The organism is Thauera sp. GDN1, assembly GCF_029223545.1.
In the GTDB taxonomy this organism is placed as follows: domain Bacteria; phylum Pseudomonadota; class Gammaproteobacteria; order Burkholderiales; family Rhodocyclaceae; genus Thauera.
This window is the reverse complement of the sequence record NZ_CP097870.1, coordinates 142,141-167,748: the sequence shown is the minus strand read 5'-3', so window position 1 is coordinate 167,748 and position 25,608 is coordinate 142,141. Positions and strand designations below refer to the sequence as shown.

Genomic DNA, 25,608 nt, shown 5'->3' with positions numbered 1-25,608 from the left:
GTCACCCGATGGGTGATCGCCGAGTCGGGGGGCTTCCCCTCTTCAGGTGCGGAGATTGTATATTAATGCGAATGATTTGTATTTGCTCGCCTTACTCAAGGCGGGAGCACAAAAGAAAATGGGCCAAGTCCGTGAAGACCTGACCCATTGAATTCTTTGGCGCGCCCGAGACGATTCGAACGTCCGACCCCTGCCTTCGGAGGGCAGTACTCTATCCAGCTGAGCTACGGGCGCGAAGCCGTCCGGGAAAGCTCCCGAACGAGGCCGGCAAGCATAGCCGCGTTCGGACCCAAAGTCCATGCCGCACTGCCACAATGGTTATTAGCCCGCTATAATCCGGGCTTTAGACCCAGTCTTGCGCCACTTTCCGTCAAAGGATCCAAGCATGTCGAACAACCGCCCCCTGCGCCCCGCCCGCCTTGCCATGCCTGCCGTCGCCCTGGTCGCAGCTGCGCTGCTGTCCGGCTGTGGCGAGCAGTCCAAGGTCGATCCGGAACTCACCGCCTCGCTGATCCAGCCGGTCGCGCGTGTCGAGATCCAGGCCGTCAAGGTTGCCCCGGGCAGCCGTACCGGCGAACAGATCGTCAAGGCCATCTGCGCGGGCTGCCACGACTCGGGCGCCGTCGGCGCACCGAAGACGGGGGATGCCGGGCAGTGGGCGCCGCGTCTGGCACTGGGCCACGACGGCCTGACCGCCTCGGCGATCGCCGGCAAGAACGCGATGCCCCCGCGCGGCGGCGCCGCCGACCTGACCGACACCGAAGTGGCGCGTGCGGTGGCCTACCTCGCCAACCTCGCCGGCGCCAAGTTCACCGAGCCGCCGGTCGAACAGTAAGCGCCGGGCTGCGTCCCGGCAGCCGATCGGATCAGCAAAGGCAGCCCGCGCGGCTGCCTTTTTGTTGCCGGTCGCCAGGCCTGCAAACGCGGCCTCAAGCCTTGCCGCGGTTCTCGAACATCGCCATCAGGTTCGCCAGCCGCGCCTTGCCTTCTTCCTTCGACACCGGCTGCGCGGTCTTGCGGTCGTTCATGCGGATGTCGCCGCCCATCTCGGCGATGAAGCGGCTCGGCTCGCAGGGGCGGAACTCCTTGCCCGACTTGCGCCGCTCGCACCAGGTGAGGTTGAGGCTGCGCTGGGCGCGGGTGATGCCGACGTACATCAGGCGACGCTCCTCGTCGACCTTGTCCTCGTCGACACTGCTCTGGTGCGGCAGCAGCCCTTCCTCGACGCCGACCAGGAACACGTGCGGAAACTCCAGCCCCTTGGAGGCGTGCAGGGTCGCCATCTGCACGCCGTCGAAGTCGGGGTCTTCCTTGTCGAGCATGGACATCAGCGCGATGGTCTGGGTGAGCTCGAGCAGGTTCTTGCCGTCCTCCTCGCCCTTGCGGCCGAGCCAGCCGACGAAGTCGCGCACGTTGCTCCACTTGGATTCGGCCTCGCGGGTGTCGCAGTGCTCGAACAGCCAGGCCTCGTAGCGGATCGCGGCGAGCAGGTCTTCCAGCAGCTGCGCCGCAGGCTCGCGCGGGGCGCGGTACTGCAGGCGGTTGATGTAGGCGGCGAACTCCTGCACCCCTTGCAGCTGCTTGGCATTCAGGTGCTGGGTGAGGCCTTCCTCGAACACCGCGGTGAACAGGCTGCTGTGGCGGTGCCCGGCGTAGGCGCCGAGCGCCTCGATGGTGGCGGCGCCGATGCCGCGGCGCGGGGTGGTGATGGCGCGGATGAAGGCGAGGTCGTCGTCTTCGTTCACCAGCAGGCGCAGCCAGGCGATCAGGTCGCGGATCTCGGCCTTGTCGAAGAAGCTCTGCCCGCCCGACATCACGTAGGGGATGCGGTTGTTGCGCAGCTGCTGTTCGATGAGGCGGGCCTGGTGGTTGCCGCGGTAGAGGATGGCGTAGTCCTTGAAGCGGGTGCGGTGCTCGAACTTGTGCGCGGCGATCTTGGTGGCCACCCACTCGGCCTCGTGCTCCGCATCGCGGCAGTTGGTGACGACGATCTGCTCGCCCTGGCCGTGCTCGGACCACAGGCGCTTGTCGAAGAGCTTCTCGTTGTTGGCGATGACGGTGTTGGCGGCCTCGAGGATGCGGCGCGAGGAGCGGTAGTTCTGCTCGAGCTTGATGACCTTGAGCTTGGGGTAGTCCTGCTGCAGCAGCTTCAGGTTCTCGACGTCGGCGCCACGCCAGGCGTAGATCGCCTGGTCGTCGTCGCCCACCGCGGTGAAGGCGCCGCGCACGCCGGAGAGCAGCTTCAGCAGCCGGTACTGGGCGCGGTTGGTGTCCTGGTATTCGTCCACCAGCAGGTAGCGCAGCTTGTTCTGCCAGCGCTCGCGCACCTCGGGGTGCTCGTCGAACAGGCGCACCGGCAGCGAGATGAGGTCGTCGAAATCCACCGCCTGGTAGGCGCGCAGCGTACGCTCGTATTCCTTGTAGAGCTTGGCGGCGACCGAGGCGATCTCGTTGTCGGCGAGCTGCGCGGCCTCCTCGGGCGTGATCATCGCGTTCTTCCACGACGAGATCTGCCACTGCATCTGCTTGGCGATGCCCTTGTCGCTGTCGCCGGCGACGTCGGAGACGATCTGCACGGTGTCGGACGCATCGAGGATGGAGAACTGCGGCTTGAGCCCGCAGTGCTTGGCCTCCTGGCGGATGATGCGCACGCCGAGCGCATGGAAGGTGCACACCGTGAGCCCGCCCGGTGCCCGCCCGCCCATGATGTGGGCGACGCGCTCCTGCATCTCCTTGGCCGCCTTGTTGGTGAAGGTGATGGCGGCGATGTTGGTCGGGCTGAGCCCGCACTCGTTGATCAGGTGCGCGATCTTGTGCGTGATCACCCGCGTCTTGCCGCTGCCGGCGCCTGCCAGCACCAGGCAGGGGCCGTCGAGATAGCGGATCGCTTCGCGCTGCGGGGCGTTGAGGAGGGCGGACATCGTGGCCTGGGATCGCAAAAAACAAAGCCGCCCTGCCGGGCGGCGTGGAGGCCGATTCTATCCGATCGGGTGGCCGTGCCGTCGGCCCGGCGTGTTACTCAGAGGTGTTCCTTGCGCCGCAGCACGAGCGGACGGCCGTCGTGCGCCTTCTTGACCAGCCAGGTGGCGAGCGCCGAGTCCATGTAGTCGGCGTGGCCGGGGAACCAGTCCATCAGCGCCTGCGCGAGCTCGCGCGCAATCTCCACCTCGCCCTGGGCGACGAGCTCCTGCACCTCGCGCACCGAGGCCATCACCTTGGCGTGCTCGCCGATGTGGCATTCGCCGCCGCCAGGAAAGTCGGCCGCTGCCAGCCACTTGTTCTCCTGGGCGAAGTGGGACTCGGCGTGGCGCGCGAAGGCCTCGAGTGCGGCGGGAATCTCCGCGTCGCTCGCCCGCAGCAGGGCATCCACGCAGTCGACGAACTCCCTGTGGGTCTCGTCGATGGTGCGATGGCCGAGCAGGAAGCGGTCGCTCCAGGAAAAAACGGGCTGGCTGGTCATTGCGGTGGAACCTCGGCTTGAATGTATCGAAAGGGCGGCAGCGATCGGGACGCGCCAGCCGGATGGGCACAGTCTAGCAAGCCGGGCACCTTCGGCGACAGCGCCGGTCCGAAAGCCTGCACGTGACAAGCCCCGCGTGCGCCCTCAAAATCGCCGCGCAACCTGGCCAGCAGCCCCTCATTCACCCCTTTGCGGAATCCGCCATGAAATTCAAGATCGTGGCCGCCGTCGTGGTCATCGCCCTCGTCGTCGGCGCACTGTTCATGTTCACCCAGAAGCCCCCGGCGCCCGATGTCGCGTTCTCCACGCTGCAAGGGGAGCGCTTCCGCACCGCGGACCTGCGCGGCCAGGTGGTGCTGGTGAATTTCTGGGCGACGAGCTGCGGCGTCTGCATCGAGGAGATGCCGGCGCTGAAGGCGACCCAGGAGAAGTTCGAGGCGCGCGGCTACCGGACGGTCGCGGTGGCGATGGATTACGACCCGCCCGCCCGGGTGTCCGCCTTCGTCGCCCGCAACCCGCTGCCCTTCACCTTCGTGCACGATCGCGACGGCAGCATCGCGCGCGGCTTCGACAAGGTGCGCCTGACGCCGACCAGCTACCTCATCAACCGGCACGGCGAGATCGTGCACAAGTTCCTCGGCGAGCCGGACTTCGACAAGCTTCATGCGCTGATCGACCGCCTGCTCGCCGAGGCGGCCTGAACACGCCGTGCGGAACCATCCGCCCCCTCGCGCCCTCGGTAACTGAGACCGACCTCCCTTCCGCGGCCTCCACCATCAGGACAGTCAAGATCCAGACCATGCCCACGACCCGCATCGAGCCGTCCGCCATCCTGGCGGCCGCCCTGCTGCTCGCCCTCGCCCTGATGCCCCGCCCCGCCGACGCCCAGCGCGCCGGCAACATCGGCGGCTGCGACATCCGCCGCGGCACGCTGTGCACCAACCTGAACCTGAACGGCGCGGCGCTCGAAGGGGTGAACCTGGCCAACTCGCAGTTCACCCGCTCCGACCTGTCGGGGGCGAACCTGCGCGGCGCAACGCTGAACGAGGCGAACTTTTCGCAGGCGGAGATGGCCGGCGCCACGCTGGACGAGGCCTCGATGCTGCGCACCAACCTGCGCGGCACCCGGCTCACCGGCGCCAGCCTGAAGGGCACGAACCTGCGCAACGCGATCCTGCAGAACGCCGACCTCCATGACGCCGATCTGTCGGCGGCGCAGCTCGGCGGCGCCGACCTGACCAATGCGCGCGCCGAACGCAGCCGCTTCGACGGTGCCGACCTGCAGCGCACCAACCTGCGCGCGGCCAAGCTGTCGGGCGCGTCCTTCGTCGGCGCCAACCTGCAGGGCGCCAACTTCACCCGCGCGCAGCTCACCAACGCCGACCTCACCGGGGCGAACCTGGAACAGGCGATCTTCCTGAACGCGCAGACCGAGGGCTGCAAGGGCTGCCCCTGAGCCGAAACGGCGGGCGTAAACGCACGGGAGCGGGCAAGCCCGCTCCCGTGCCAGCACCGCGATCAGCCGCGGCGGATGCGGTCCAGGTTCAGACCACCCCGGCGCCGTGCGCCTGCTGGTCGGCCCAGTAGCTCGAGCGCACCATCGGCCCGCAGGCGGCGTTCTTGAAGCCCATCTTCAGCGCCTCGGTCTCGAACATCTTGAAGGTGTCCGGATGCACGTAGCGCAGCACCGGCAGGTGGCCGCCGGAGGGTTGCAGGTACTGGCCGATGGTCAGCATGTCGACGTCGTGCGCGCGCAGGTCGCGCATGACCTCGAGGATCTCCTCGTCGTTCTCGCCCAGGCCGACCATCAGGCCGGACTTGGTCGCGACCTCGGGGTGGCGGGCCTTGAACTCCTTCAGCAGCTTCAGCGAATAGGCGTAGTCCGAGCCCGGGCGCGCCTGCTTGTAGAGGCGCGGCACGGTCTCGAGGTTGTGGTTCATGACGTCGGGCGGCGCGGCATCGAAGATGTCGAGCGCGATCTCCATGCGACCGCGGAAGTCCGGCACAAGCACCTCGATGCGGGTCTTGGGCGCGGCGGCGCGGGTCTCGCGGATGCAATCCACGAAGTGCTGGGCGCCGCCGTCGCGCAGATCGTCGCGGTCCACCGAGGTGATCACCACGTAGTTCAGGCGCATCGCGGCGATGGTCTTGGCGAGGTCGCGCGGCTCATCCGGGTTGAGCGGCTCGGGACGGCCGTGGCCGACGTCGCAGAACGGGCAGCGCCGGGTGCAGATGTCGCCCATGATCATGAAGGTCGCCGTGCCCTTGCCGAAGCATTCGTGGATGTTCGGGCAGGAGGCTTCCTCGCACACGGTGTGCAGCTTGTGCTCGCGCAGCGTGTCCTTGATCTCGTTGAAGCGTTCGGCTTCCATGCCGGCGCCGAGCTTGATGCGGATCCACTCCGGCTTCTTCAGGCGTTCGGCGGGAACGATCTTGATCGGGATGCGGGCGGTCTTGTCGGCGCCGCGCTGCTTGCGCGCAGGGGTTTCCATGGTCGCTGTTCTCAGTGGGTTTCCGGGTGGGAAAGGTGTTCGAGCCGGTCGTGGGCCAGGGACGCGATTATGAACCGGCGCGGGCCGCTGCGGCAGGCCCGGCCGGCGGATTCGCGTTATCGGTTTCCCCAATGTCCGCTGCCAGGGCCGGCAGCAGGCGCTGCAGGTGGCCGAGAAGGCATTCGCCGACCGCGTCCACGCTGGCGTCGATGCCGAAGTCCTTCATGCGGATCGTCTTCAGGCCCTCGTAGCCGCAGGGGTTGATCCAGCCGACGGGGGCGAGGTCGGCGTCCACGTTGATCGCCAGGCCGTGATAGCTGCAGCCGTTCCTGACCCGCAGGCCGAGGGCGGCGATCTTGTCGCCGGCGACGTAGACGCCCGGCGCGCCGTCCTTGCGCTCGGCCTCGAGGCCGTAGTCGGCCAGGGTGTCGATGATCGCCTGCTCCATCAGCCACACCAGCTCGCGCACCTTGAGCTTGCGCCGGTGCAGGTCGAGCAGCAGATACGCCACCAGCTGGCCGGGGCCGTGGTAGGTGATCTGGCCGCCGCGGTCGACGTGCACCAGCGGGATATCGGCCGGGTTCTGCAGCAGGTGCTCGGGCTTGCCGGCCTGGCCGAGCGTATACACCGGCGGGTGCTGCAGCAGCCAGATCTCGTCAGCGGTTTCGGCGCCGCGTCCGGCGGTGAACACGCGCATCGCCTCGAGCACCGGCGCGTACTCCACCAGGCCGAGGCGCTTGACGATCACAGCACCACCTTGACCATCGGATGCGCGGTCAGCTCGCGATACATCGCATCGACCTGCACCTGCGAGACCGCACGGAAGGTGCAGGTCACCGCGAGGTAGTTGCCCTTGCTCGACGGCCGCATCTCGGCCCCGGCGGGCTCGAAGTCGGGCGCGTGGCGCAGCACGACCTCGATCACCGCCTGGGCGAAGCCGTCGACGCGGGCGCCCATGACCTTGATCGGGAAGTCGCAGGGGTATTCGATCAGGGTCTGGCGCGTCTGCGCCTGTTGCGTGTCAGCCATTGCGCATCACCGTGTTCTTGAATGCCTGGTACCAGGCGTACATCTGCCGCCCCATCGGGCCGGGCCTGCCATCGCCGACCGGTCGCCCGTCGAGCGTGGTGATCGGCAGCACTTCCTTGGTGGAGGACGCCATCCACAGCTCGTCGGCGCCGCGCACCTCGGCCTCCAGCACCTCGCGCACCGCGTGCTTCATGCCGTGCTCGCGCGCGAGCTCGAGCACCACGTCGTAGGTGATGCCGGGCAGCATCAGGTGGCTCTTGGGCGGCACCAGCAGCACGCCGTTCTTGCACACGAAGATGCTCGACGCCGAGCCCTCGGTCAGAAAGCTGTCGCGGAACAGCACGGTCTCGGCGCAGCCGTGGTCGATCGCGTGCTGGCGCAGCAGGCAGTTGGCGAGCATCGACACCGTCTTCAGGTCGCAGCGCAGCCAGCGGATGTCGGCGGCGCTGACCGCCGCGATGCCGGTGGCGAGCTGCTCGGCGCTCGGGGTGACGAGCGGCTCGCTCATCAGGAACACCGTGGGCTTCACCTCCGGACCGGGGAAGGCGTGGTTGCGCCGGGTGTCGGCGCCGCGCGTCACCTGCAGATACACCGACTGGTCGTCCCAGGGATTGCGGGCGACGATCTCGCCGATGATCGCCTTCCATTCCTCCGCACCGTGCGGATTGGCCAGGCGCATCGCGGCCAGGGTGTTCGCCAGCCGCGCGACGTGCTCGTCGACGCGGAAGCAGCGGCGCGAATACACCGGGATGACCTCGTAGGCGCCGTCGCCGAACAGGAAGCCGCGGTCCATCGGCGACACGCGCGCTTCCGCGAGCGGCAGGTAGGTGCCATCGACATAGGCAGTGATCACGTCCGCGCCTCCCATCGGCTTACAGGCTCTTGAAGAACATCACGATCGCGTCCCACAGGCGGCCGAAGAAGCCGGCGATCTCGATCTCCTGCAGCGCGACCACCGGGTACTGGCCGAAGGGCTTGCCATCGACGGTCAGCGACAGCGTGCCGACGGGCTGGCCCTTGCCGATCGGGGCGACCAGCGGCTGGCGGCTTTCGAGCGTGACCTGGATCTTGTCCGCCGACTCCTTCGGCAGCGACAGCACGAAGTCCTGGGTGAAGCCGACCGGCAGCTCGTTGAGCTTGCCCTTCCACACGCGGAACTGCGACAGCGCCTGGTCCGCGGCATACAGCTTCACCGTCTCGTAGAACTGGAAGCCGAAGTTCAGCAGCTTGAGCGACTCCTGCGCGCGCACGGTGTCGGAGGCGGCGCCGAGCACCACCGAGATCAGCCGGCGCTCGCCGCGCTGGGCGGTCGACACCAGGCAGTAGCCGGCGCTGCTGGTGTGGCCGGTCTTCATGCCGTCGACCGTCGGATCCATGTACAGCAGGCGGTTGCGGTTGGGCTGCTTGATGCCGTTGTAGGTGAATTCCTTCAGCGAATACAGGTTGTAGTACTCGGGGAAGTCGCGAATGATCGCGGCCGCGAGGATGGCCAGATCCTTGGCCGAGGTGTAGAGCTGCGGATCGGGCAGGCCGGTGGAGTTGGTGAAGTGGGTGTTGCTCATGCCCAGGCGCTGGGCCTCGCGGTTCATCAGCGCGGCGAAGGCCTCCTCGCTGCCGGCGATGGTCTCGGCGAGCGCGACGCAGGCGTCGTTGCCCGACTGCACGATCACGCCGCGGATCAGCTCGTCCACGGTGACCGGCTTGTTGGGCTCGATGAACATGCGCGAGCCTTCCATGCGCCAGGCCCTGGTCGACACCGGCACCACCTGATCGGGCTTGATCGTGCCCGCCTTCAGCGCGGCGAAGGTCAGGTAGGCGGTCATCAGCTTGGTCAGCGAGGCGGGCTCGATGCGGGCGTCAGGATCCTTGCCGGCCAGCACCTGGCCGGTAGCGTGGTCGACCAGTACCCAGGCGTTGGCGGCGAGCGCCGGCGGCGGCACCGACTGCGCCAGCGCGCTCAGGGAAAACAGGGAAACGAGTACGGCAATCAGAAAACGCATTGGGAAAACCTGGGGAGAATTGAGGAAAGGCGGGAGTGCCCGATTATAGGCGCCACCCCCGGACGGACCAAAAACCGAAAGCCTTTGTTGCAACCCGGCGCCGGCCGGGTCCGGCTCAGCGCACGATCACCACCGGCTTGAGCTTGAGCAGCGTGCCCATGCGCGCGGCGGCGCTGCGCGCGGCATCCATCGATTCGTAAGGACCGGCATGGAGGCGGAAACGTTCGCCGTCGGCCAGCAGTTCGAAGCGCTCGGCCAGCGAACCCGCCCGGCCCTGGACGGTGTCGCGGAAGCCCTCGGCGTTGGCATAGGACGAGAAGGCGCCCAGTTGCAGGAAGATGCCCGCGCTCGCCGAGGCGATCGGCGGGGCCAGGCCTTCGGCGGCCCCGCAGGCCGGGACCGGACCGCATTCGACCGCCGGCGCAGCCGCATCCGCCACCGCGGCTTGCGCGGCCGCGGGCGCATCGGCCGCGGCCTGGGCGAGCGGCGGCAGCGCCCGCGCTTCCGGCGGCGGCGCATCGGCCGCCACCACGCCCTCGTTCGCGCGCGCGCGCAGCGGCGGCACCTCGCGCGTGGCGACCATCAGCGGCGCCTCGGTCGGCAGGATCTGCTCGACCTCGACCTGCGCGCTGCCGGCATTGACGTAGCCGAGCTTGTGCGCGGCGGCGTAGGACAGGTCGATGACCCGCCCGCGCAGGAAGGGTCCGCGGTCATTCACCCGCACCACCACCGAGCGCCCGTTGCCGAGGTGGGTCACGCGCACATAGCTCGGGATCGGCAGCGTCGGGTGGGCGGCGGTCATCGCGTACATGTCGTAGGGCTCGCCGCTCGAGGTCGGATTGCCGTGGAAGCGGCGGCCGTACCAGCTGCCATGACCGCGCTGGCGGAAGGGGCGGACCTCGGTGGCGGGCACGAAGCTCTGCCCCATGACGTGGTAGGGCCGGTTGGCGAAGCGGTGCAGCGGTTCCGCGCGCGGCTCGGCGTCGGGGATGTCGTCGAGGTTCTCGGGCACGACCTCGTCCGGGCCGTCGTCCTTGTAGTAGCCGCCGCCACGGCGCGTGCCCGGCGGACGCCCGCCTGCCTGCGCGCTCGCCTCGCCGGCGGGCGCGCCCGCCTGTTCCGCGTCGCGCTTCGGCGTCGAGCCGCAGGCGGACAGCAGCACCGCGGCGCAGCCGAGGCCGAGGGCGAGGGCGAAACGGCGCAGCAAGGGGTTGCGATCGATCAGGCGCACGTCGCGGCGTGCGACCGGCGGTGTGGAGTGCTCGGGATTCATGCGGTTCTCGGGCCTTCAGTTCTTGTCGGCGAAACGACTGCGCTGGATGCTCATCAGGATGCCGATACCCAGACAGAGCGTGACGAGCGCGGTTCCGCCGTAGCTGATGAAGGGCAGCGGCACGCCCACCACCGGCAGGATGCCGCTCACCATGCCCATGTTCACGAAGGCATAGGTGAAGAAGATCATCGTGATCGCGCCGGCGAGCAGGCGCGAGGCGTGGGTGGGCGCGTTGGCGGCGATGTGGAAGCCGCGCAGCAGCAGCACGACGTAGGTCGCGAGCAGCACCAGCGCGCCGACCAGGCCGAACTCCTCGGCGAGCACGGCGAAGATGAAGTCGGTGTGGCGCTCGGGCAGAAAAGCGAGGTGGGTCTGCGTGCCGTCCATCCAGCCCTTGCCCATCACCCCGCCGGAGCCGATCGCGATCGTGGACTGGATGATGTGGAAGCCCTTGCCGAGCGGATCGCGTGTCGGATCGAGCAGGGTGCACACGCGCTGCTTCTGGTACTCGCGCAGCACCTGCCAGTCCACCTCGGGCTGGCACAGGGTATCGCCGAAGGCGACGATCGAACCCAGCCCGATGATCGCCACCAGCACCAGCGGGATGATCAGCTTCCACGACAGCCCGGCGAAATAGATCACGTACAGGCCGGACGCCGCCACCAGCAGGCTGGTGCCGAGGTCGGGCTGGATCAGGATGAGACCTACCGGCACCACCAGCAGCACGCCGGAGACGAGGAAGTCGACGAAGCGCGTCTGCCCCTCGCGCACCTGGAAGAACCAGGCCAGCATCAGCGGCATCGCGATCTTCATCAGCTCGGAAGGCTGGATGCGCGCCACGCCGAGGTCGAGCCAGCGCTGCGCGCCCTTGGACACCTCGCCGAACAGCTCCACCGCGATCAGCAGCAGCACCCCGAGCAGGTACAGCGGCACCGCGAACGACAGCAGACGCTGCGGCTTGAGCCAGGCCAGCACCCACATGCCGGCGAGCGCGATGCCGATATGGGTGACCTGTGCATCCAGGCGCTCCGGGGAGGCGCTCTGCATCAGCACGTGGGCGTAGCCGAGCAGGACCGCGAGCACCAGCATCAGCGCCGGATCGATCGGGCGCAGGAAACCGCGCACCAGCGCGAGCGGATTGAAGCGGCTCTCGTTCATCGGGCACTCCTCGCCGGCGCGGCGGGCGCCGGGGCAGGCAGCGCGGCAGGCGCACGCGGCGCCGGCACGGGCGGCGGCGCGTCGTCCGCGTGCGCCACGGCAGGGCCCGCCGCCTCGTGGTCGTGGTCATGCGCGCCGGCCTCGTCGTCGCCCTCCACCGCCTCCGCGTCCTCGACCGCCGGCGCGGCCACCGGCTGGTTGAGCAGGTAGTAGTCGATCACCTGGCGCGCGATCGGCGCTGCCGACTGGGCGCCGAAGCCGCCGTTCTCGACCAGCACGGCGAGCGCGATCTTCGGATTCTCCGCCGGGGCGTAGGCGACGAACCAGGAATGGTCGCGCAGGCGCTCGCGCACCCGGCCCTCGACGTAGCGCTGGCCGCGCAGCGAGAACACCTGCGCCGTGCCGGTCTTGCCGCCGACGCTGTAGGGCGCGCCCTTGAACGCGCGCTTGCCGGTGCCGCTGACGTTGACGTCGACCATGGCGTCGAGCACCGCCTTCAGGTTCGCCTCCCGCAGCGGGATCTCGCGCAGCGGCTCGGGCTCGATCGCGCGCCGCTCGCCGGTGCGCGAATCGACCACGTACTTGACCACGTGCGGGCGGAACAGCCTGCCCTCGTTCACCAGCGCGGCGAGCGCGTTGGCCAGCTGCAGCGGGGTGTAGGCGTTGTAGCCCTGGCCGATGCCGACCGAGATCGTCTCGCCGCCGAACCAGCGTTGCTGCTCGGGCCTGCGGAAGCGGCCGCGCTTCCACTCCGGCGAGGGCAGCACGCCGGCGGCCTCGCCCGGGAGGTCGATGCCTGTCCGCTCGCCGAAGCCGAAGGGCGCCATGAAGCCGGCGATGCCGTCGATGCCGAGGTCGTTGGCGAGCTGGTAGTAGTAGGTGTTGCACGACACCACGATCGACTTGTGCAGGTCCACCATGCCGTGGCCGCCGATCTTGTCGTCCATGAAGCGGTGGCCACCGAAGTTGAAATAGCCGACGTCGTACATCGCCTGCTTGGCGCTGCGCTTGCCCGTCTCCAGGCCGGCGAGCGCCATGAAGGGCTTGAAGGTGGAGCCGGGCGGATAGGTGGAGTAGATCGCGCGGTGCAGCATCGGGTGGTCCGGCGAGTCGTTGAGCGCCTTCCAGTCCTGGGTGGAGATGCCGTCGACGAAGAGGTTGGGGTCGTAGGTCGGCATCGACGCCAGCGCGAGCACGCCACCGGTCGAGGGCTCGATCGCCACCAGCGCGCCACGGCGGTCGCCGAAGGCCTTCTCGGCGACCTTCTGCAGCTCGATGTCGAGGGTGAGCTCGAGGTCGTTGCCCGGCGTCGCCGGGGTGTGCGACAGCGCGCGCACCGCCCGCCCGCCGGCGTTGACCTCGACCTGCTCGACCCCGGTCGTGCCGTGCAGCTCCTGCTCGTAGGACTGCTCCAGCCCCGCCTTGCCCATGTGCTGGGTGCCGCGGTAGTTGGCGGTCTGGCCGTCCTCCTCGATGCGCTCGACGTCGCGTTCGTTGATGCGGCCGATGTAGCCGATCACGTGCGAGGCGGTGGTGCCCTGCGGATAGTCGCGCAGCAGGCGGGCCTTCACGTCCACGCCCGGCAGGCGGTAGCGCTGCGACACCACGCGCGCGACCTCGTCGTCGCTCAGCCGGCTGCGCAGCGGGATGCTCTCGAAATTGCGGCTCTCCTCGACCAGCTTGCGGAAGCGGCGCCGGTCGCGGGCGTCGATCGCCACCAGGGTGGCGAGCTCGTCGAGCGTGGCCTCGAGGTCGCGCACCTGCGAGGGCGTGATCTCGATCGTGTAGGTGGCGTAGTTGCGCGCCAGCACCACGCCCCGGCGGTCGACGATGGTGCCGCGATGCGGCACCACCGGCAGCAGCGCGATGCGGTTGTCCTCGGCGCGGGTCAGGAAGTAGTCGTGGCGCTGCACCTGCAGGAAGTGGAAACGGGCGGCGAGCAGGCCGAGGCAGGTGAGCACGAACAGCACCGCCACCACGACCCGCAGGCGGAAGCGGGCGAGATCGACCGCCGGGGCGCGGAACTCGGTCATCGGCCGCCGACCTCAGATCGGGCGGTTGTCATCGCGCTCGACCGGCTGGTACTGCGGCAGCAGCAGCAGGAAGGAGAGCGGCGCCCACAGCAGCGCACTGCTGAAGCTCGACAGGAAGTACGACCAGCCCGGGAACTCCGCCCCGGCGAGCAGGCGCACCGCCACCATCAGCGCCTGGGCGAACAGCAGCAGCGGCAGCACGTGCAGCGCCTGCTGCCAGGCCGGGAACCAGAGCACACGGCGCGCCAGGCTGTTGGCGAGATGGGCGAGCACGACGTAGGCGAGCGCATGCTGCCCCATCGCCGCGCCGAGGCCGACGTCCATCAGCAGGCCGAAGGCGAAGCCCGCGCCCAGGCCGATGCGCAGCGGCTCGCGCACGCACCAGAACGCCAGCACCAGCGCCACCCAGTCGGGCAGGCCGGGCGTGCGCCCGGTGGGGATGTATTCGAGGCCGAGCGCGACGAACAGGCTCAGGTACACGAACCACAGCTTGACCGGCAGCAGGATGCGGCTGGAGCGGTTGGTCGGCTGCATGGGCTCAGCGTCCTCCCTCGTTTTCGGGCGGCGGCGGAGGCGGCGGATAGGCGGCGCGGCCGACCACCAGCACCTGCACGCTGCGCTCGATCGCCGCCAGCGGCTCGCACTCGATGCGGGCGAAGGCGTCGGCATCGCGATCGACGCGGGTCACGGTGGCCACCGGCAGGCCGGGCACGAAGACGCCGTCCAGGCCCGAGGTCACGAGCTGGTCGCCGGGCCGGATGTCGACGTCGGCGAGCACATGACGCATCTCCAGCGTGCCGCGGCCGACGCCGTAGAGCACGCCGCGCACGCCGTTGCGCACCACGCTGACCGGGAGCGACTGGTTGCGGTCGGTCAGCAGCGTGACCTCGGACTGGATCGGATGCACGCGGGTGACCTGGCCGATGACGCCGTGCGCGTCCACCACCGCCAGCCCCGCCTCCACGCCCTGCTGGGCGCCGCGGTCGAGGATGACCTTGCGCGCGAAGGGGTCGGGGGCGTTGTACAGGATGTCGGCGGCGATGCTCCGGGTCTGCACGCGCTGCGACATCTGCAGCAGCTCGCGCAGGTGGGCGTTCTCCTGTTCGAGCTGGGCGAAGCGCAGCAGGCGCTCGCCGGCACCGAGCTGCTGCCGGCGCAGCTCGGCGTTCTCGAGCTGGACGTCGATCAGGGTGCCGAAGTAGCGCGCGGCGTTGCGCACCACGTCGGCGGGCGTCGCCGCCGCCATCTGCAGCGGATAGGTGACCACCGACAGCGCGTTGCGCATGACTTCCAGGTAGCGGAAGCGCAGGTCGGCCACCAGCAGCAGCAGGCAGACGGCGACGAACACGAACAGGCGCGCCAGTGGCGCCGGTCCGCGCTTGAAGATCGGGGGAGGCTGATGGCCGACGAGAGACATCCGCAAAACCAGGGGCCGTCAGATGGGAGGCAGGGTGCCCCGGCGCGGCTGCCGGGGCGGGCCCTCACTCGGAGGTGAAGATGGAGGCGAGCTTGTCCATCTTGTCGAGCGCCATGCCGCAGCCGCGCGCGACGCAGGTCAGCGGCTCCTCGGCCACCACCACCGGCAGGCCGGTCTCTTCCATCAGCAGGCGGTCGAGGTCGCGCACCAGGGCGCCGCCACCGGTCAGCATCATGCCGCGCTCGGCGATGTCGGCGCCCAGTTCGGGCGGGGTCTGCTCGAGGCCGATCTTGACCGCGGACACGATCTGGTTGAGCGGCTCGGTCAGCGCCTCGAGGATCTCGTTGGACGAGATCGTGAAGCTGCGCGGGATGCCTTCGGCCAGGTTGCGGCCCTTGACCTCCATCTCGCGCACTTCGGAACCGGGGAAGGCGGAACCGATCTCCTTCTTGATCTTCTCGGCGGTGGTCTCGCCGATCAGCATGCCGTAGTTGCGGCGGATGTAATTGACGATGGACTCGTCGAACTTGTCGCCGCCGACGCGGATGCTGCCCGAATACACCATGCCGCCCAGCGAGATCACGCCGACCTCGGTGGTGCCGCCGCCGATGTCGACCACCATCGAGCCGGTGGCGTCCGACACCGGCAGGCCGGCGCCGATCGCCGCCGCCATCGGTTCCTCGATCAGGAACACCTGCGAGGCGCCGGCCGCGAGCGCGGCGTCGCGGATCGCGCGGCGCTCGACCTGGGTCGAGCCGCAGGGCACGCAGATGATGATGCGCGGGGATGGCGACAGCAGGCGCGAGTCGTGCACCTTCTTGATGAACTGCTTGATCATCTGCTCGGTGACGACGAAATCGGCGATCACGCCGTCCTTCATCGGGCGGATGGCGGTGATGTTGCCCGGGGTCTTGCCGAGCATCTGCTTGGCCTGGTGGCCGACCGCCTGGATCGAGCGCTTGGCGTTCGGACCGCCTTCGGTGCGGATCGCCACCACCGAAGGCTCGTCCAGCACGATGCCCTTGCCGCGCACGTAGATCAGCGTGTTGGCGGTGCCGAGGTCGATCGCGAGATCGTTGGAAAAATAGGAGCGCAGGAAACCGAACATGAAACCTTCCGAAACCGGTGGAGTGGTCGAGCCGCGTGCCGCCGCGCCTGTATTCCGCGCGGCAACGCGAATACCCCGCCCGCTACCGCGAAGCGGCGCAGCCCCGGGCGGGGCAAAGACAGTTATGATAACCTACAAACCTTTGTGGATTCAGCAGGTTTTGTTACCTCATGTCGCTGTCCAATGAACAAGTCGGGCACATCGCCCGCCTCGCGCGCATCGCGCTTTCCGACACCGAACTGGACGCCACCCGCGCCAAGCTGAACGGCATCTTCGGCCTCATCGAGCAGATGCAGGCGGTCGATACCACGGGCGTCGAGCCGATGAGCCATCCGCAGGAACTCGCCACCCGCCTGCGCGCCGACGTGGTCACCGAGGCCGACCGCCGCGACGCCTTCCAGAAGGTCGCGCCGCAGACCGAAGCCGGGCTCTACCTGGTGCCGAAAGTCATCGAATGATCCGCCCCGCGGCCCCTCGACGCCGTCAGTCCCGACGACCCCGACACCCCGCGGCGCCAACCTGCCTGACCGAAAGATGATCAACGCCTCCCTTCCGGAACTGCGCCGCGCGCTCGACGCGCGGCAGATCTCCGCCGTCGAACTCGCGAGCCTGTTCCTCGACCGCATCGACGCGCTGAACCCCGCACTCAACGCCTTCATCACCGTGGACCGTGAGGGCGCGCTCGCCGCCGCGCGCGCCGCCGACGCCCGCATCGCCGCCGGCAGCGCCGGAGCGCTGACCGGCATCCCGCTCGCGCACAAGGACGTGTTCTGCACCGAAGGCGTGCTGACCACCTGCGGCTCGAAGATGCTGGCGAACTTCGTCAGCCCCTACGATGCCCATGTGGTGAGCCTGCTCAAGGCCGCCGGCGCGGTGAGCCTGGGCAAGGCCAACATGGACGAGTTCGCGATGGGCTCGTCGAACGAGAGCTCGTACTACGGCGCGGTGAAGAACCCGTGGAACCTCGAGCGCGTGCCCGGCGGTTCGTCCGGCGGCTCGGCCGCCGCGGTGGCCGCGCGCCTGGCGCCGATCGCCACCGGCACCGACACCGGCGGCTCGGTGCGCCAGCCCGCGGCCTTCTGCGGCATCACCGGCATCAAGCCGACCTACGGTCTGGTGAGCCGCTGGGGCATGATCGCCTACGCCTCCTCGCTCGACCAGGGCGGCGCCTTCGGCGCCAGCGCCGAGGACTGCGCGCTGCTGCTGGGCGCGATGACCGGCTTCGACGAACGCGACTCCACCAGCCTCGAGCGCCCCACCGAGGACTACGCCGCCGAGCTCGCCGCGCCCGCCTCGGCCAAGCCGCTCGAAGGCCTGCGCATCGGCCTGCCGCGCGAGTTCTTCGCCGAGGGCATGGCCGACGACGTGCGCGCCGCGGTCGAGGCCGCGCTGGCGCAGTACCGCGCGCTCGGCGCCACCACCGTCGAGGTCTCGCTGCCCAACGCCAGGCTGGCGATCCCGGCCTACTACGTGATCGCGCCCGCCGAGTGCTCGAGCAACCTGTCGCGCTTCGACGGCGTGCGCTACGGCCACCGTGCCGCCGACTACGGCGACCTCGCCGACATGTACGCCAAGAGCCGCGCCGAGGGCTTCGGCGCCGAGGTCAAGCGCCGCATCCTGGTGGGCACCTACGTGCTGTCGCACGGCTACTACGACGCCTACTACCTGCAGGCGCAGCGCCTGCGCCGCCTGATCGCGCAGGACTTCCAGGCCGCGCTGCAGCACTGCGACGTCATCGCCGGCCCCACCACGCCGCGTACCGCGTGGGCGCTGGGCGAGATGGCCGACGACCCGGTGCAGATGTACCTGTCGGACATCTACACCATCGCGGTGAACCTCGCCGGCCTGCCCGGCCTGTCGCATCCGGCCGGCTTCGGCGCCAATGGCCTGCCGGTGGGCCTGCAGCTGATCGGCGACTACTTCGCCGAGTCCCGCCTGCTCGAGGCCGCCCACCGCTTCCAGCAGGCCACCGACTGGCACGTCCGGCGGCCGGCCTGCGCCGCCTGAGCCGCACACGCGCATGAACCCGCGCCCGCTTCACGGCCGGCTCGCGACCCTGGCGGCCACGGTGGTGCTGGGCGCCTGCGCGCTGCCCGGCGTGCCTCCCGCCGACGCGCCGGTCAGCGACGAGGTGCTGGCAAGCCCGAGTTCGGCGGGCAAGCGCCTGCGCCCGATGCCCTGGCGGCCGCTCGACGTGCGCGCCGACTGCCGCTTCCGCGACGAGGCCGGCTACGTCACCCGGATCACCCTAGACGTCCTGCAGTCCAAGGTCAGGACCTTCAACGCCGACGTGGACATCCCGCGCCGCGGCAGCTGCCGCTTCGACGGTCCCTTCACCCAGACGCGCGAGAAGCCCAGCATCCAGCTGCGCGCCGCCGACGGCTGCCAGGTCAACATCTGGGAACAGGGCAAGGCCGTCACCGTCGGCTTCGCCAACTGCGCCGCGCGCTGCAGCCGCGGCGCCTTCGACTACCTGTGGCCGATCATCATCGACCGCTCCAGTGGCCAGTGCCATTGAGCCCGGTGAGCGGCCACGCGCAACACGAGAACAGACCATGAGCCGATCCGATTGGGAAGTCGTCATCGGGCTGGAAGTCCACGCCCAGCTCAACACCGCCAGCAAGATCTTTTCCGGGGCCAGCACCGCCTTCGGCGCCGAACCCAACCGCCAGGCGAGCGCGGTGGACATCGCGCTCCCCGGCGTGCTGCCGGTGCTCAACCGCGGCGCGGTCGAGCGCGCGATCCGCTTCGGCCTGGCGATCGGCGCCCACGTCGCCGACAAGAGCGTGTTCGCACGCAAGAACTACTTCTACCCCGACCTCCCCAAGGGCTACCAGATCAGCCAGTTCGAGCTGCCGGTGGTGCAGGGCGGCGAGATCACCATCCGCGTCGGCGAGGGCGAGCAGGCGTACGAGAAGACGGTGCGCCTGACCCGCGCCCACCTCGAGGAAGACGCCGGCAAGAGCCTGCACGAGGACTTCCACGGCATGACCGGCATCGACCTCAACCGCGCCGGCACGCCGCTGCTGGAGATCGTCTCCGAGCCGGACATGCGCTCCTCGGCCGAGGCCGTGGCCTATGCGCGCGCGCTGCACGCGCTGGTGCGCTGGATCGACATCTGCGACGGAAACATGCAGGAAGGCTCGTTCCGCTGCGACGCCAACGTCTCGGTGCGCCGTCCCGGCGGGCCGCTCGGCACGCGCCGCGAAATCAAGAACCTCAACTCCTTCCGCTTCCTGCAGCAGGCGATCGACTACGAGGTGCAGTGGCAGATCGACACCATCGAGGACGGCGGCACCATCCACCAGGCCACGGTGCTGTTCGACCCCGACAGCGGCGAGACGCGCATGATGCGCAGCAAGGAAGACGCCCACGACTACCGCTACTTCCCCGACCCCGACCTGCTGCCGCTGATGATCTCGCCGGAGTGGAAGGCGCGCGTACAGGCGGAAATGCCCGAGCTGCCGGGGGCGATGAAGGCGCGCTTCATGGACGCCTGGGGCCTGTCCGCCTACGACGCGACCACGCTCACCGCCTCCAAGGAAGTGGCCGATTTCTATCAGGCGACGGTGTCGGCGGCCGGCGCGGCGCAGGCCACTCAGTTGCCAAAACTGTGCGCCAACTGGGTCATGGGCGACCTCGCCGCGCGCCTCAACAAGGCCGAGCTCGAGGTCTCCGCCTCGCCGGTTTCGCCCGCGCAGCTCGCCGGGCTGGTGGCGCGCATCGCCGACAACACGATCTCGAACGCCATCGGCAAGAAGGTGTTCGAGGCGCTGTGGAACGGCGACGGCGCGACCGCGGACGAGGTCATCGACAAGCAGGGCCTGAAGCAGGTCACCGACAGCGGCGCGATCGAGGCCATGATCGACGAGGTGCTCGCCGCCAACCAGAAGTCGGTGGAGGAGTTCCGCGCCGGCAAGGAAAAGGCCTTCAACGCCCTGGTCGGCCAGGTCATGAAGGCCAGCAAGGGCAAGGCCAGCCCGGCCCAGGTCAACGAGCTGCTGAAGAAAAAGCTCGGCGCCTGAACCCGCCCACGGCCGCCGCGGGGACGCCCAGGCGGCCGATCCTTCCTGTGCATGCTTGCGCGGGGTCAAAGTCTTCTTCTGTAATTGGTCACATTCTTATATTGTTGAATGAAGACCAGACCCGGCTCATGTCCGGGCACAGGAGGAGACCTTGGAGACGATCGTCGCGTTCGTCGAGTGGCTGGGAGAGGACCGCGGCCTCGCCCTCGGCGGCCTGCTGATCGGCGCCGCCTTCGGCTTCTTCGCCCAGCGCTCGCAGTTCTGCCTGCGCGCCGCGGTGATCGAGGTGGCACGCGCGCAGTTCGGCCCCAAACTCGCGGTCTGGCTGCTCGCCTTCTCCGCCGCCATCCTTCTCACCCAGTCCCTGCAGCTCGCCGGCCAGTTCGACACCGGCGCCGTGCGCCAGCTCGCCAGCCAGGGCAGCGTGTCCGGAGCGGCCATCGGCGGACTGCTGTTCGGCATCGGCATGGTGCTCGCGCGCGGCTGTTCGAGCCGGTTGCTGGTGCTGGCGGCGAACGGCAACCTGCGCGCGCTGCTGTCCGGGCTGATCTTCGCGGTCACCGCGCAGGCCTCGATGAACGGCATCCTGTCGCCCTGGCGCGAGGCGCTCGCCGGGCTGTGGACCATCGACGGCGGCGCGGCGCGCGACCTGCTCGCCCTCACCGGCATGGGACACGCGGGCGGCCTGCTGTTCGGTGCGCTCTGGCTCGCCGCCGGGGTCTGGTTCGCCCGCCGGCACCAGGTGAAGGCCTGGGGCTGGATCGGCGGCATCGGCGCCGGACTGATGGTCGGCGTGGCCTGGTGGTTCACCTGGCGCCTGGCCGGCCTGCTGTTCGTGTCCACGCCGGTGCAGAGCCTGTCCTTCACCGGCCCCTCGGCCGACGTGCTGATGCTGGTGCTGTCGCCCCCGGGCCAGTCCCTGAGCTTCGACCTCGGCATGGTCCCGGGCGTGTTCCTCGGCTCCTTCGTCGCCGCCTGGTTCGCGCGCGAACTCAAGCTCGAGGGCTTCCAGGGCGGCCATGCGATGCGACGCTACATCGTCGGTGCGGTGCTGATGGGCTTCGGCGGCATGCTCGCCGGCGGCTGCGCGGTGGGCGCGGGGGTTTCGGGCGCGGCGGTGTTCGCCATCACCGCCTGGATCACGCTCACCGCGATGTGGATCGGCGCGAGCCTGACCGACTGGCTGGTCGATCGCCAGGGCGCGGCCAGCTTCCGCAACCTGTCCGCACCCGCCGCGCCGTGACGCGCTGAGGGGGTCCGGGCAGGCCCCGCCGCGGCAAGGCGCGCCGCTTGGTTATACTCTCCGTCATTCCCTGTCCGCGCGGAGCGCACCGCCATGTGTCAGTTGCTGGGCATGAACTGCAACGTGCCGACCGACATCTGCTTCTCCTTCACCGGCTTTCGCGCCCGCGGCGGCCTCACCGACCACCACCGCGACGGCTGGGGCATCGCCTTCTTCGAAGGCAAGGGCGTGCGCGTCTTCCTCGACCCCGCGCCAAGCGCGCATTCACCGGTGGCCGAGCTGGTCAAGCACTATCCGATCCGCTCGCTGAACGTCATCGCCCACATCCGCAAGGCCACCCAGGGCGAGGTGCGGCTGGAGAACACCCACCCCTTCCAGCGCGAACTGTGGGGCCGCTACTGGATCTTCGCCCACAACGGCAACCTGAAGCATTTCACCCCGCCGCTGTCGGGGCGCTTCCTGCCGGTAGGCACTACCGACTCGGAGCACGCCTTCTGCCACATCCTGGACGCGCTGGCGACACGCTTCCCGCAGGGCAGGCCGGCGGCGGCCGAGCTCCACGCCGCGCTGCGCGAACTGGCCTGCGAGATCGGCAGCCTGGGCGAATTCAACTTCCTGCTCTCGGACGGCGACTGGCTGTTCGCGCACTGTTCCTCGCGCCTGTCCTACATCATCCGCCAGGCGCCGTTCACGATCGCCCACCTGTCGGACGAGGACCTCGCCCTCGACTTCAACCAGGTCACCCAGCCGCAGGACCGCGTCGCCATCATCGCGACCACCGCGCTCACCGACAACGAGCGCTGGATCGCCATCCCGCCCGGCAACCTGCTCGCCTTCCACGACGGCATGCCGGTGGCGCTCGGCGAGACGCGCACGATCGCCCAGGATTTCCCGCGTCCGCCGTCCGATGCGTAAGAATTCCTCGCCACCCATGAGCGGCCGGGCTAGATTGGGCTGCCGTTTTCACGTTTGCTGAAGCTCGAGACCGAACATGGACTGTCCGCTGTGCGCGCTGCCCCCCGAACACGTCATCTGGGAAGACGACCGCTGCCGCGTCATCCGCGTCGATGATCCCGCCCACCCGGGCTTCTGCCGCGTGGTGTGGGGCGAGCACGTCGCCGAGATGACCGATCTCTCGCCCGCCGACCGCAGCCATCTGTTCGCGGTCGTGATGGCGACCGAGGCGGCGTTGCGCACGCTGCTGCACCCGGCCAAGATCAACCTCGCCAGTTTCGGCAACATGGTGCCCCACCTGCACTGGCACGTGATCCCGCGCTACCGCGACGACCGCCATTTCCCGGAGGCGGTGTGGGGCCCGGCGCAGCGCGAAGGCCGGCCATATCCGGCCGCCGACCCGGTGGCGCTCGCACGCGCCATCGATGCCGCGCTGAACCCCGGCACGCCGGACTGAGCGACGGGCGCGCCCATGGACTACGCCCAGCCCGCGGCCTGCCTCGACCAGTTGCGCAGGCTGCACCCGATCGACTTCAGGGCCACCCACGACACGCTCACGCACATCGTGCACGGGCTGCTCGCCGCGCGGCCGGCGCCCAACCAGCACCTCGAGGTGCTCGAAGCCGCGCGCGACACGCTGGGCTTCGCCCAGGGCGAGATGGCGCGCACCTACACCGCCCGCCCGCTGCCGCCGGGGCGGGACGAGACGCAGGCGCTCGAGCGCGTCGTGGCCCTGTGGCAGGCGATGGCGCGCTCCTACGCCGCGATCGCCGAGGCCGACGCCCGCGCCGGCACGCTCGACGACCAGCGCGCGCTGCTCGCCCAGCGCCGGCTGAGCTACGACGGCCTGGCGCTGATCGAATACTTCCGCGCCCATCGCGAGCTTCCCGCGGGCATGTGGCAGGCCGTGCATGCCGGCTACCGCGACGCGGTGCGCGCCGGGCTCGCCCGCGTGCGCGTCACCGACGGACTCAACGAGGTCTGGCGCGCCCAGAGCCCGCACGAGGCCTACATCGCGGCACTGCTGGTCGAGCTCGCCAACCCGTACGGCCGCAGCGCGCGCGAGCTCGACTGGATCATCCGCTGGGCGCAGCGCTTCGCGCCCTATTGCAGGCTGGATGAAGACATCGAGGGTCAGAAGCCGACCACATACGGGGTCGACACCGCCGGCGACGGCGGCCTGCGTCCTCTCGGCCTGTTGCCGCGTGCACCCACGCTGCTGCGCTTCGACGGCAGCGAGCTGGCGCTCCAGATCCAGTCCGTGCTCGCGCAGTTCCGGCGCGGGGTGACGCCCGCCTCGCTCGGCCTCGGCGAGGACTGCCCGACCAGCGCCAGCGCGCGCCTGCTGCTCTCGCTCTACCGCCCGTGGGGGCTGGCCTCGTCCGGGCGCCGCTTTCCGCGGCGGGCGAAGGGGGGACGGGTCGAGCTCACCGGCGACTGGCTGGCGATCGGCTTCGCCATCAACGGCGAACTCTTCCACCAGCCCCATGGCGGCCCCATCCACGGCCGGCTGAACGAGGACATCTCGCTGCTCACCTTCGGCGAGTCCGCACAGCTGGCCGCGGGCAGCCGGGGCTCGGCGCACGGGCACGGCCTGCATCCGGTCTTCGACACCGAACACTGGGAGGTGCTCGACCAGTCGGTGGCGGGCTTCCGCCTGCAGCACGCAGGCGACGGCGTGCGCCTGGAGCATCACCAGCTGGTCGGGCTCCGCCCGCTCGACGCCGAGCAACTGCTGATCGCGGACCTCAGCTGGCTGATGTATCGCGGCGAGGGGACGCTGGAGATCGGCGTCAATATCCTGCCCGGCATTCCGCGCGTGGTCTCGGTCCGCCCGCCGGTGGCGCCCGGCCGGCGCGAGCCCTTCCATCAGGCCTTCCTGCTGCCGCCGGCGCCGGCGCTGAACTCGGCCGGCGCGCTGGTGCTGCCGGCGATGTGGTTCCAGACCGACCGCGTCATCGAGCTGCGGGAAGGCGAGCGCTCGCGCCACGTGCATCTGCGCAAGCTGCTGCTGCGGGGCAGCAATTTCGACCAGTGCAGCTTCGACGACGCGGCGGAGCTCAGTCCAGCCTGACGCGCGCGGGCGGGAAGCGCATCGCGAAACGGCTGCCACTGCCCAGCTCGCTGTCGACGACCAGTTCGCCCTGGTGACGGGTGACGATGTGCTTGACGATCGCCAGCCCGAGGCCGGTGCCGCCGGTCTCGCGCGAGCGCCCGCGGTCAACGCGGTAGAAGCGCTCGGTCAGGCGCGGAATGTGCACCGCATCGATGCCGATGCCGTCGTCCCTGACCCAGTATTCGCCGCCCTCTTCGCCGCTGCGCCAGCCGATCTCGACATGGCCCCCCGCCGGGGTGTAGCGCACCGCATTGCTGGCGAGGTTGGAGAACGCGCTGTGCAGCTCCTTGCGGCTGCCGAGCAGCACGCCGCCGCCTTCGAGCACGAGGCGGACCTGGTGGCGGCCGGCGGACAGCAGATCGGTCTCGCGGAACACCTCCTCGACGAGCGCAGCCGCATCGACCCGTTCATCGACCTGCGCCGGCGCACCGGTCTCCAGCGCCGACAGGGTCAGCAGCTCCTCGATCAGGCGCTGCATGCGGCTTGACTGCTCGCTCGCCAGCGTCAGGTAGTGGACGACCTCGTCGCGCGAAAAGTCGTCCATGCCGTCGATCAGCGTCTCCAGGAAGCCCCCGACCACGGTCAGCGGCGTGCGCAGTTCGTGCGACACGTTGGCGACGAAATCGCGTCGCATGGTCTCGAGGCGCTCGAGCTGGGACACGTCGCGCGACAGCACCATGCGGCGGTTGCCGGCGAAGGCGATCACCTGCACCTGCAGGGTGCGGTCGCGTCGGCGCAGCGAGCGCATCGTCAGCGGCTCGGCGTAGTCGTGTGCGGCCAGGTAGGCAAGGAACTCCGGCTGGCGGATGAGATTGGGCAGCGGCGTGCGCACATCCTGGCGACGATCGAGGCCGAAATGCTGTTCGGCCATCGGGTTCATCCACTCGATCAGGTCGTCATCGGCGAGGTAGATCACGCCGTCCGGCATCGCCATCGCCGCCTGCTGGAAGCGCCCGAGCTCGGCCGACAGGCGCTCCTTGACCTCGCATTCGCGCTGGAAACGCGTACCGATCTCGTCGAACACGCTGCCCCACAAGCCTTCGCCCTGCGGCGCCGGGGTGCCGATCGGCTGCCGTGCCCAGGCCACCAGCAGGCGAAGGTTGCGTGCGAGCATGATCGCGGTGCCGATCAGGCCGAGCACGATCAGGCCGAGCGCGCCGTCGCTGCCGCGATAGATCCCCCCCAGCACGGCGAGCAGCAGCAGGGCGATCACCGGCACGGCGACGCCGAGGGTGACGTAGGAGAGCGGTCGGTTGATCACATGCGGTCCGTGGCGGCGTGGCGACGACTGACGAGGCGA

Annotated in this window: 25 protein-coding genes and 1 tRNA gene; 11 read left to right on the top strand and 15 right to left on the bottom strand. The window is 69.5% G+C overall.

Annotated elements, in window-relative coordinates; translation table 11 throughout:
- Positions 1-157 precede the first annotated feature (157 nt).
- A tRNA-Arg gene (locus CKCBHOJB_RS00770) sits at positions 158-234 on the bottom strand.
- Between the two features lie 151 nt (positions 235-385).
- On the opposite strand from CKCBHOJB_RS00770, the gene CKCBHOJB_RS00765 reads away from it, so the two are divergent.
- Positions 386-835, top strand: coding sequence for a c-type cytochrome (locus CKCBHOJB_RS00765; RefSeq protein ID WP_281050176.1), 450 nt, complete (start codon positions 386-388; stop codon positions 833-835).
- Between the two features lie 94 nt (positions 836-929).
- Here the strand turns inward: CKCBHOJB_RS00765 and CKCBHOJB_RS00760 are convergent, their stop codons facing one another.
- Together CKCBHOJB_RS00760 and CKCBHOJB_RS00755 are read right to left on the bottom strand one after the other, a co-directional pair.
- Positions 930-2,921: a UvrD-helicase domain-containing protein gene (locus CKCBHOJB_RS00760; protein ID WP_281050175.1), complete on the bottom strand. Its 1,992-nt coding sequence runs from the start codon at positions 2,919-2,921 to the stop codon at positions 930-932.
- 98 nt (positions 2,922-3,019) lie between these two features.
- Positions 3,020-3,460 carry a hemerythrin domain-containing protein gene (locus CKCBHOJB_RS00755; RefSeq protein WP_281050174.1) on the bottom strand — a complete coding sequence of 147 codons (441 nt, stop codon included), beginning with the start codon at positions 3,458-3,460 and terminating at the stop codon, positions 3,020-3,022.
- 203 nt (positions 3,461-3,663) lie between these two features.
- Between CKCBHOJB_RS00755 and CKCBHOJB_RS00750 the strand changes: the two genes are divergently transcribed.
- Both CKCBHOJB_RS00750 and CKCBHOJB_RS00745 read left to right on the top strand, forming a co-directional pair.
- Positions 3,664-4,161 (top strand): TlpA disulfide reductase family protein, encoded by a 498-nt coding sequence (locus tag CKCBHOJB_RS00750; RefSeq protein ID WP_281050173.1) that lies wholly within the window; start codon positions 3,664-3,666, stop codon positions 4,159-4,161.
- Positions 4,162-4,259: 98 nt separating this feature from the next.
- Positions 4,260-4,916, top strand: coding sequence for a pentapeptide repeat-containing protein (locus CKCBHOJB_RS00745; RefSeq protein ID WP_281050172.1), 657 nt, complete (start codon positions 4,260-4,262; stop codon positions 4,914-4,916).
- Positions 4,917-5,004: 88 nt separating this feature from the next.
- On the opposite strand, the gene lipA is transcribed toward CKCBHOJB_RS00745, so the two are convergent.
- The 11 genes from lipA to CKCBHOJB_RS00690 all read right to left on the bottom strand — a co-directional run bounded on the left by lipA (position 5,005) and on the right by CKCBHOJB_RS00690 (position 15,970).
- Positions 5,005-5,952 (bottom strand): lipoyl synthase, encoded by a 948-nt coding sequence (lipA, locus tag CKCBHOJB_RS00740; RefSeq protein WP_281050171.1) that lies wholly within the window; start codon positions 5,950-5,952, stop codon positions 5,005-5,007.
- Between the two features lie 67 nt (positions 5,953-6,019).
- Positions 6,020-6,700: a lipoyl(octanoyl) transferase LipB gene (lipB, locus tag CKCBHOJB_RS00735; RefSeq protein WP_281050170.1), complete on the bottom strand. Its 681-nt coding sequence runs from the start codon at positions 6,698-6,700 to the stop codon at positions 6,020-6,022.
- Positions 6,697-6,981 (bottom strand): DUF493 domain-containing protein, encoded by a 285-nt coding sequence (locus tag CKCBHOJB_RS00730; protein ID WP_281050169.1) that lies wholly within the window; start codon positions 6,979-6,981, stop codon positions 6,697-6,699. The genes lipB and CKCBHOJB_RS00730 overlap by 4 nt, the downstream gene beginning before the upstream one ends.
- Complete coding sequence (locus CKCBHOJB_RS00725; RefSeq protein WP_281050168.1) at positions 6,974-7,834, bottom strand: D-amino acid aminotransferase; 861 nt, start codon at positions 7,832-7,834, stop codon at positions 6,974-6,976. The genes CKCBHOJB_RS00730 and CKCBHOJB_RS00725 overlap by 8 nt, the downstream gene beginning before the upstream one ends.
- A 19-nt stretch (positions 7,835-7,853) precedes the next feature.
- The gene (locus tag CKCBHOJB_RS00720; RefSeq protein WP_281050167.1) at positions 7,854-8,981 is read right to left on the bottom strand and encodes a D-alanyl-D-alanine carboxypeptidase family protein; all 1,128 of its coding nucleotides are present in this window, start codon (positions 8,979-8,981) and stop codon (positions 7,854-7,856) included.
- 115 nt (positions 8,982-9,096) lie between these two features.
- Complete coding sequence (locus CKCBHOJB_RS00715; RefSeq protein ID WP_281050166.1) at positions 9,097-10,254, bottom strand: septal ring lytic transglycosylase RlpA family protein; 1,158 nt, start codon at positions 10,252-10,254, stop codon at positions 9,097-9,099.
- Between the two features lie 15 nt (positions 10,255-10,269).
- Complete coding sequence (gene rodA, locus CKCBHOJB_RS00710; protein WP_281050165.1) at positions 10,270-11,412, bottom strand: rod shape-determining protein RodA; 1,143 nt, start codon at positions 11,410-11,412, stop codon at positions 10,270-10,272.
- Positions 11,409-13,445: a penicillin-binding protein 2 gene (gene mrdA, locus CKCBHOJB_RS00705; protein ID WP_281050164.1), complete on the bottom strand. Its 2,037-nt coding sequence runs from the start codon at positions 13,443-13,445 to the stop codon at positions 11,409-11,411. Before mrdA ends, rodA begins: the two co-directional genes overlap by 4 nt.
- A gap of 12 nt (positions 13,446-13,457) precedes the next feature.
- The gene (gene mreD / locus CKCBHOJB_RS00700; protein WP_281050163.1) at positions 13,458-13,979 is read right to left on the bottom strand and encodes a rod shape-determining protein MreD; all 522 of its coding nucleotides are present in this window, start codon (positions 13,977-13,979) and stop codon (positions 13,458-13,460) included.
- A gap of 4 nt (positions 13,980-13,983) precedes the next feature.
- Positions 13,984-14,862 (bottom strand): rod shape-determining protein MreC, encoded by an 879-nt coding sequence (gene mreC / locus CKCBHOJB_RS00695; RefSeq protein WP_281050162.1) that lies wholly within the window; start codon positions 14,860-14,862, stop codon positions 13,984-13,986.
- Positions 14,863-14,926: 64 nt separating this feature from the next.
- Positions 14,927-15,970 carry a rod shape-determining protein gene (locus CKCBHOJB_RS00690; protein WP_004261950.1) on the bottom strand — a complete coding sequence of 348 codons (1,044 nt, stop codon included), beginning with the start codon at positions 15,968-15,970 and terminating at the stop codon, positions 14,927-14,929.
- A 170-nt stretch (positions 15,971-16,140) separates the two neighbouring features.
- Between CKCBHOJB_RS00690 and gatC the strand changes: the two genes are divergently transcribed.
- The 8 genes from gatC (at position 16,141) to CKCBHOJB_RS00650 (ending at position 24,266) form a co-directional block, all read left to right on the top strand.
- Positions 16,141-16,428: an Asp-tRNA(Asn)/Glu-tRNA(Gln) amidotransferase subunit GatC gene (gene gatC, locus CKCBHOJB_RS00685; RefSeq protein ID WP_281050161.1), complete on the top strand. Its 288-nt coding sequence runs from the start codon at positions 16,141-16,143 to the stop codon at positions 16,426-16,428.
- A gap of 76 nt (positions 16,429-16,504) precedes the next feature.
- Positions 16,505-17,977 (top strand): Asp-tRNA(Asn)/Glu-tRNA(Gln) amidotransferase subunit GatA, encoded by a 1,473-nt coding sequence (gatA, locus tag CKCBHOJB_RS00680; RefSeq protein ID WP_281050160.1) that lies wholly within the window; start codon positions 16,505-16,507, stop codon positions 17,975-17,977.
- A gap of 13 nt (positions 17,978-17,990) precedes the next feature.
- On the top strand, positions 17,991-18,488 hold the full coding sequence (locus CKCBHOJB_RS00675) for a hypothetical protein (protein ID WP_281050159.1): 498 nt from the start codon (positions 17,991-17,993) through the stop codon (positions 18,486-18,488).
- A gap of 37 nt (positions 18,489-18,525) precedes the next feature.
- Entirely contained in the window at positions 18,526-19,995 is a 1,470-nt protein-coding gene (gene gatB / locus CKCBHOJB_RS00670; RefSeq protein ID WP_281050158.1) for an Asp-tRNA(Asn)/Glu-tRNA(Gln) amidotransferase subunit GatB, read from the top strand.
- A gap of 151 nt (positions 19,996-20,146) precedes the next feature.
- Entirely contained in the window at positions 20,147-21,238 is a 1,092-nt protein-coding gene (locus CKCBHOJB_RS00665; protein WP_281050157.1) for a YeeE/YedE family protein, read from the top strand.
- 93 nt (positions 21,239-21,331) lie between these two features.
- A complete protein-coding gene (locus CKCBHOJB_RS00660) occupies positions 21,332-22,153 on the top strand; it encodes a class II glutamine amidotransferase (RefSeq protein WP_281050156.1) in 822 nt (273 codons plus the stop codon).
- A 76-nt stretch (positions 22,154-22,229) separates the two neighbouring features.
- On the top strand, positions 22,230-22,649 hold the full coding sequence (locus CKCBHOJB_RS00655; RefSeq protein ID WP_281050155.1) for an HIT family protein: 420 nt from the start codon (positions 22,230-22,232) through the stop codon (positions 22,647-22,649).
- A gap of 15 nt (positions 22,650-22,664) precedes the next feature.
- Positions 22,665-24,266: a hypothetical protein gene (locus CKCBHOJB_RS00650; RefSeq protein WP_281050154.1), complete on the top strand. Its 1,602-nt coding sequence runs from the start codon at positions 22,665-22,667 to the stop codon at positions 24,264-24,266.
- Here the strand turns inward: CKCBHOJB_RS00650 and phoR are convergent.
- Positions 24,253-25,569 (bottom strand): phosphate regulon sensor histidine kinase PhoR, encoded by a 1,317-nt coding sequence (phoR, locus tag CKCBHOJB_RS00645; RefSeq protein WP_281050153.1) that lies wholly within the window; start codon positions 25,567-25,569, stop codon positions 24,253-24,255. The genes CKCBHOJB_RS00650 and phoR overlap by 14 nt on opposite strands.
- Positions 25,570-25,608: the final 39 nt, after the last annotated feature.

Excerpts from the sequence above, each read along its gene's own strand:
- rodA (WP_281050165.1), bottom strand. The coding sequence starts at position 11,412 with ATGAACGAGAGCCGCTTCAATCCGCTCGCGCTGGTGCGCGGTTTCCTG.
- lipA (WP_281050171.1), bottom strand. The coding sequence starts at position 5,952 with ATGGAAACCCCTGCGCGCAAGCAGCGCGGCGCCGACAAGACCGCCCGC.
- mrdA (WP_281050164.1), bottom strand. The coding sequence starts at position 13,445 with ATGACCGAGTTCCGCGCCCCGGCGGTCGATCTCGCCCGCTTCCGCCTG.
- CKCBHOJB_RS00660 (WP_281050156.1), top strand. The coding sequence starts at position 21,332 with ATGTGTCAGTTGCTGGGCATGAACTGCAACGTGCCGACCGACATCTGC.
- mreD (WP_281050163.1), bottom strand. The coding sequence starts at position 13,979 with ATGCAGCCGACCAACCGCTCCAGCCGCATCCTGCTGCCGGTCAAGCTG.
- CKCBHOJB_RS00650 (WP_281050154.1), top strand. The coding sequence starts at position 22,665 with ATGGACTACGCCCAGCCCGCGGCCTGCCTCGACCAGTTGCGCAGGCTG.
- CKCBHOJB_RS00730 (WP_281050169.1), bottom strand. The coding sequence starts at position 6,981 with ATGGCTGACACGCAACAGGCGCAGACGCGCCAGACCCTGATCGAATAC.
- CKCBHOJB_RS00690 (WP_004261950.1), bottom strand. The coding sequence starts at position 15,970 with ATGTTCGGTTTCCTGCGCTCCTATTTTTCCAACGATCTCGCGATCGAC.
- CKCBHOJB_RS00655 (WP_281050155.1), top strand. The coding sequence starts at position 22,230 with ATGGACTGTCCGCTGTGCGCGCTGCCCCCCGAACACGTCATCTGGGAA.
- CKCBHOJB_RS00675 (WP_281050159.1), top strand. The coding sequence starts at position 17,991 with ATGAACCCGCGCCCGCTTCACGGCCGGCTCGCGACCCTGGCGGCCACG.
- CKCBHOJB_RS00745 (WP_281050172.1), top strand. The coding sequence starts at position 4,260 with ATGCCCACGACCCGCATCGAGCCGTCCGCCATCCTGGCGGCCGCCCTG.
- CKCBHOJB_RS00715 (WP_281050166.1), bottom strand. The coding sequence starts at position 10,254 with ATGAATCCCGAGCACTCCACACCGCCGGTCGCACGCCGCGACGTGCGC.
- gatB (WP_281050158.1), top strand. The coding sequence starts at position 18,526 with ATGAGCCGATCCGATTGGGAAGTCGTCATCGGGCTGGAAGTCCACGCC.
- CKCBHOJB_RS00765 (WP_281050176.1), top strand. The coding sequence starts at position 386 with ATGTCGAACAACCGCCCCCTGCGCCCCGCCCGCCTTGCCATGCCTGCC.
- CKCBHOJB_RS00760 (WP_281050175.1), bottom strand. The coding sequence starts at position 2,921 with ATGTCCGCCCTCCTCAACGCCCCGCAGCGCGAAGCGATCCGCTATCTC.
- CKCBHOJB_RS00755 (WP_281050174.1), bottom strand. The coding sequence starts at position 3,460 with ATGACCAGCCAGCCCGTTTTTTCCTGGAGCGACCGCTTCCTGCTCGGC.
- gatC (WP_281050161.1), top strand. The coding sequence starts at position 16,141 with ATGTCGCTGTCCAATGAACAAGTCGGGCACATCGCCCGCCTCGCGCGC.
- mreC (WP_281050162.1), bottom strand. The coding sequence starts at position 14,862 with ATGTCTCTCGTCGGCCATCAGCCTCCCCCGATCTTCAAGCGCGGACCG.
- CKCBHOJB_RS00750 (WP_281050173.1), top strand. The coding sequence starts at position 3,664 with ATGAAATTCAAGATCGTGGCCGCCGTCGTGGTCATCGCCCTCGTCGTC.
- CKCBHOJB_RS00720 (WP_281050167.1), bottom strand. The coding sequence starts at position 8,981 with ATGCGTTTTCTGATTGCCGTACTCGTTTCCCTGTTTTCCCTGAGCGCG.
- gatA (WP_281050160.1), top strand. The coding sequence starts at position 16,505 with ATGATCAACGCCTCCCTTCCGGAACTGCGCCGCGCGCTCGACGCGCGG.